The organism is Shewanella sp. SG41-4 (assembly GCF_014164505.1).
In the GTDB taxonomy this organism is placed as follows: Bacteria; Pseudomonadota; Gammaproteobacteria; order Enterobacterales; family Shewanellaceae; genus Shewanella.
The window spans coordinates 1-3730 of sequence record NZ_JACJFI010000330.1; the positions used below are offsets into that span (position 1 = coordinate 1).

General features: G+C 39.5%; 2 protein-coding genes and 1 pseudogene. 2 read left to right on the forward strand and 1 reads right to left on the reverse strand.

Annotated elements, in window-relative coordinates:
• Together H5202_RS19090 and H5202_RS19095 are read left to right on the forward strand one after the other, a co-directional pair.
• Positions 1-169 (forward strand): annotated as a pseudogene (locus H5202_RS19090) (putative 4-hydroxy-4-methyl-2-oxoglutarate aldolase); the annotation flags it as partial.
• Between the two features lie 25 nt (positions 170-194).
• Positions 195-2015 carry an AsmA family protein gene (locus H5202_RS19095; protein WP_182773458.1) on the forward strand — a complete coding sequence of 607 codons (1821 nt, stop codon included), beginning with the start codon at positions 195-197 and terminating at the stop codon, positions 2013-2015.
• Positions 2016-2381: 366 nt separating this feature from the next.
• Here H5202_RS19095 and H5202_RS19100 read toward each other — a convergent pair whose 3' ends face one another.
• Entirely contained in the window at positions 2382-3602 is a 1221-nt protein-coding gene (locus H5202_RS19100; RefSeq protein ID WP_259397388.1) for a lytic transglycosylase, read from the reverse strand.
• Positions 3603-3730: the final 128 nt, after the last annotated feature.

Consider the following 3730-nt stretch of genomic DNA (forward strand, 5'->3'; position numbering starts at 1 on the left):
GCAAGCTTTAGGCACTAATCCCATTAAAACAGACAAAAAAGACGTAGGAGAAGTCAATGTCGCAATTGAGATAGCTGGCATCAGTATTTCTCCTGGAATGATGATCTACGCTGATTTAAATGGTGTTGCTGTCAGTCGGCAGGCACTGGATTTAGCTATTTTGGCTTAAAATAGCGACAGACAAGGAAGCAATAATGAAAGTAGTAAAGTGGTTGTTAGCGATAATGCTAACCTTAGTGGTAGGTGTAACCGTCTATCTCACAATGTTTTTCGATTTAAATAATTTTAAACCGCAAATTGTCGATGCCGTCAAAAAACAAACTGGTCGTGATTTGCAAATCAGCCAAGATTTAAGTTGGAGTGTGTTTCCATCTTTAGGCATTAAACTTGGAGGCATTTCACTATCGAATCCTGATGGGTTTACGCCGGCTTCGATGATTGATGTTAATGAGGCCGTGGCCAATGTCGCGTTGATGCCTTTATTTAGCCAACAAATTGAAGTTGATTTATTAAAGCTTGATGGATTAACACTCAACTTAGTCACTCAAAAAAACGGCAAAACAAGTTTTGATGGTTTGTCGGCTGAAACAGTGGCAGAAAAACCACAATCAACCTCAAGCAATTCAGAGGTGATGTCTTTACAGACGTTAGATATTGGCGGTATTGAACTTACCAATACGAATATCAATATTATTGATATGGCCAGCAATACGACTCAAACCTTTAGCTTAAAAAGTTTTACTTTAGGACAGTTCAGCCTAGATAAATTCGCTGATTTTGCTTACGAGTTTTCAGCGACACTGCCTGATATGCAGTTAGCTTCATCAGGGCAAGGTAAAGTTAAAATCGACCAAACATTAACACATGTCACTATTAATGATTTTGACATGGTACATAAAGCCCAAGGCGATAGCTTACCAGGCAAAAAGGTTACCGCGGAACTGAGTACTCAAATGACAATGTCATTGGATGCAAAAACCATTGAGCTGCAATTGACTAAAATGTCAGCTATGGACTTAGCAGCCACTGGCGACATTAAGGTCGACTATGGTAATAGTATTCCTAAAATTGTAATGAACCTTGATGTTGGCGATATTGATGTAGATGCATTACTGCCACAGCAAGAGGGCGATGCTAAAGACACTGAAGTAAAATCAGAAACTGCACCAAGCCAAGAACCTGATTTGACAGCACTAAAAACTGTTGATTTAACTCTAAAATTAACCGCAAAATCAATTAAAGTCAGTAATATGCTAACGGAAAATTGGCAAATGAAAATGGCGATTAATAAAGGTGTATTAACGTTATCGTCGCTCACTGCTGATTTGTCTGAAGGTAAGTTAGCACTTAGCGCTAAACTTGATGGACGCAAAGCGGTACCAACTTATGAGTTTGATAACACCTTAACTGGGGTGAAAATTCGTCCGTTATTAACGGATGCTGCTGAAGTCGATTTACTTTCTGGAATTGCAAGCTTTGACGTTAAAGGCAGTGGCGCCAGTTTGATTCCAGCTAACCTGAAAAACAATCTTATTGCAGTGGGTAAGTTTGAAGTTGCTGATGGCTCGCTGTATGGGGTTAACATTCCACAGATGATCCGTGGCGCACAGCAAAAGTTGAAAGGTGATTTGTCGACGGCTAAGAAAGAAGAGTTGAAAACTGATTTTACCAGTTTGACCGGTAGTTTTACGATGAAAGATGCTGTTGTGACTAACCCTGATTTAGCCATGGCCTCACCGTTGATTCGTTTAAATGGCAAAGGTACGGCAAACATTACTACAGAAGCGTTGGATTACACCTTAACGACGAGTGTAGTGGGGTCATTAACCGGACAAGGCGAAGCTGTTGATGAGTCACTTAAAGGTATCGACATTCCGTTAACTATCAAAGGTACATTCCAAGAGCCTAAGTTTGGTATTGACACTAAAGCGTTACTGGAAGGCCAATTTAAAGATGAAGCTGATAAAGCTAAAGAAAAGTTAAAGGAAGGGTTGTTTAAAAAACTTGGAATCTAGTCATTCATTAATGACACGGGCTGTAGGTGATTCGATATGAATGCTACAGCCTTGTTCAAAGCAACTTCAGTTACAGTTATATGTTTTGTAGTTAACTAAGCTAAAAATGGATAAGTAATCTACTGTCATGGCACTTGCTGTAATGACACCTGTTACAATGGCACTTGCTATAATGGCACTATGCGCAGTGTAATAAGGTTTTTCACGCTGTGAATCGGTTGATTCATTAATGCTAATCTTATGCTATAAAAAACGGACAAGTGATAACTTGTCCGTTTTTATTTGCTGAAATTAACTCAGTGGTTAACTCCTACCAATATCTATTTTAACCTCTACTCAGTAACAATGCCTTATTGGCAGAGCTAATTAGCTATTGGTCACAATCAGTTTCAATATCTGTCCTGGTTGGATCAATTTACTGTTTTGTAAACTGTTCCATTCGATTAACTCAGCAACGGTAACCTTGTATTTAAGTGCTATACGGGCTAAAGAGTCACCTGATTGTACGCGATAATTAACTGTTTTCTCATTGCTTGCAGTACTAGCAACGACTTCATTTGGATATATGACTAATGATTTACCGATGGTTAACGTGGATTGTTTTTTAAGATTATTCCACTTCATTAATTGTGCGATAGTCACTTGTTGTGACTGCGCTACCTTCCATAATGAATCACCAGATTTAATGGTATAAGATTGCTTATTGGAGCTAGATTTAACCACTGCTCTGCGGGCCAATACTTGGTCTGCTGTCATGCTTGCTAAATCAGGATCTTTTGCCGCTACAGGAATAATCAAAAAGCGACCAGCAATAATATTATTGCCTTTAATACCGTTGCTGCTTCTTATTAGCGGTGCAGAGGTTTCAAATTGATCGGCAATTTTATTGATGTTGTCACCAGACTTAATTTTATAACGAACCCAATTAATACGGGAGTCTGGTTCAATAGTGGCTAATGCTCGTTTAAATGATGCCGCTTTATCACTAGGCACAATCAATTGATGTGGACCTTGTGGGGCAGTTGCCCAGCGCTTTAAACCTGGATTAATCGCTTTTAAATCATTTATATCAATTTGAGCCAAATCAGCCGCTAAGTTCATGTCGAGTTGGCTTTCAATATTGACTACCTCTATTTGAGGTGAATTATCAATAGGGATTAAATTGATGCCGTACTTATCAGCATGTTTAATGACATCGGCCAATGCTAATAACTGGGGTACATAGTGAGCCGTTTCTCTTGGTAGCGATAATGACCAAAAATCTGTCGATTTTCCGCGTGCTTGGTTATGTTTTATTGCATTGAATATTCGGCCTTCACCTGAGTTATAAGCGGCAATACTGTATAACCAATTTTGATCCATTTTGGCATAAAGGTATTCCATTAAATCTAAAGCAGCTTTTGTTGAAGAGGCAACATCACGGCGACCGTCGTACCACCAATTTGTCTTAACGCCGAACGACATAGCCGTTGGTGCGGTTAATTGCCATAACCCCGACGCATCACCCGGCGAATAGGCGAGTGGGTCAAAACCACTTTCGACAATAGGCAACAATGCCAGTTCTAAAGGTAAACCGCGTTTTTTCAACTGTGCGACACAAATGCTGCAATCGTTAACCAAGTTGGCAAATTTACCCGACCAAACCCAAGTTTTTTGTGCTCACGAATATACTCAATCTAATCTCGATTTCGCCTTACATGTCACACCCAATAATT